Origin of the sequence: Planctomonas deserti, from assembly GCF_003067705.1 — a bacterium.
Taxonomy (GTDB): Bacteria; Actinomycetota; Actinomycetes; order Actinomycetales; family Microbacteriaceae; genus Planctomonas; species Planctomonas deserti.
The window spans coordinates 1-514 of the sequence record NZ_QANL01000222.1 but is presented as its reverse complement, the minus strand read 5'-3'; the positions used below and the strand labels follow the sequence as shown (position 1 = coordinate 514).

General features: G+C 68.3%; 1 protein-coding gene. It reads left to right on the top strand.

All coding sequences use genetic code 11. The annotated features are described in order from the left end of the window. Window positions 1–49 precede the first annotated feature (49 nt). Window positions 50–514: PepSY-associated TM helix domain-containing protein (locus DAI20_RS20390; protein ID WP_205781551.1), on the top strand; the 465-nt coding region annotated here is incomplete at its 3' end.

Below are 514 nucleotides of genomic sequence, written 5' to 3'. Positions count from 1 at the left end.
GTCCCTTTCCGCCTCGAACCGTGCCGTGAGCCGTCCTGCTTCTTCCACCGTGCAGCAGCAACAGAACCGTGGCTTCTGGCTGCGGACGCTGCACCAGTGGCACTGGATCAGCTCGGCGGTCTGCCTGATCGGCATGCTGCTGTTTGCGGTGACAGGCCTGACCCTCAACCATGCGGCGAAGATCGAGGCCAAGCCCGAGGTGCAGAACCAGCATCTGGAACTGCCGGCCGCGCTGCTGGGCCAGCTGGGCACGCGCGAGGATGGCAACGCGCCGATCCCGCGCCCGGCCCGGCAATGGCTGGACACGCAGCTGGGCATCGCCATCGGCGGGCGCCCGGCCGAGTGGTCGGCCGAGGAGATCTACCTGTCGCTGCCGCGCCCCGGTGGCGACGCTTGGCTGAGCATCGATCGTGAGACCGGCGCAGTGGAGTACGAATCGACCTCCCGTGGTGCAGTGTCCTACCTCAACGACTTGCACAAGGGCCGCAACGCGGGCCCGGCGTGGGGCTGGTTC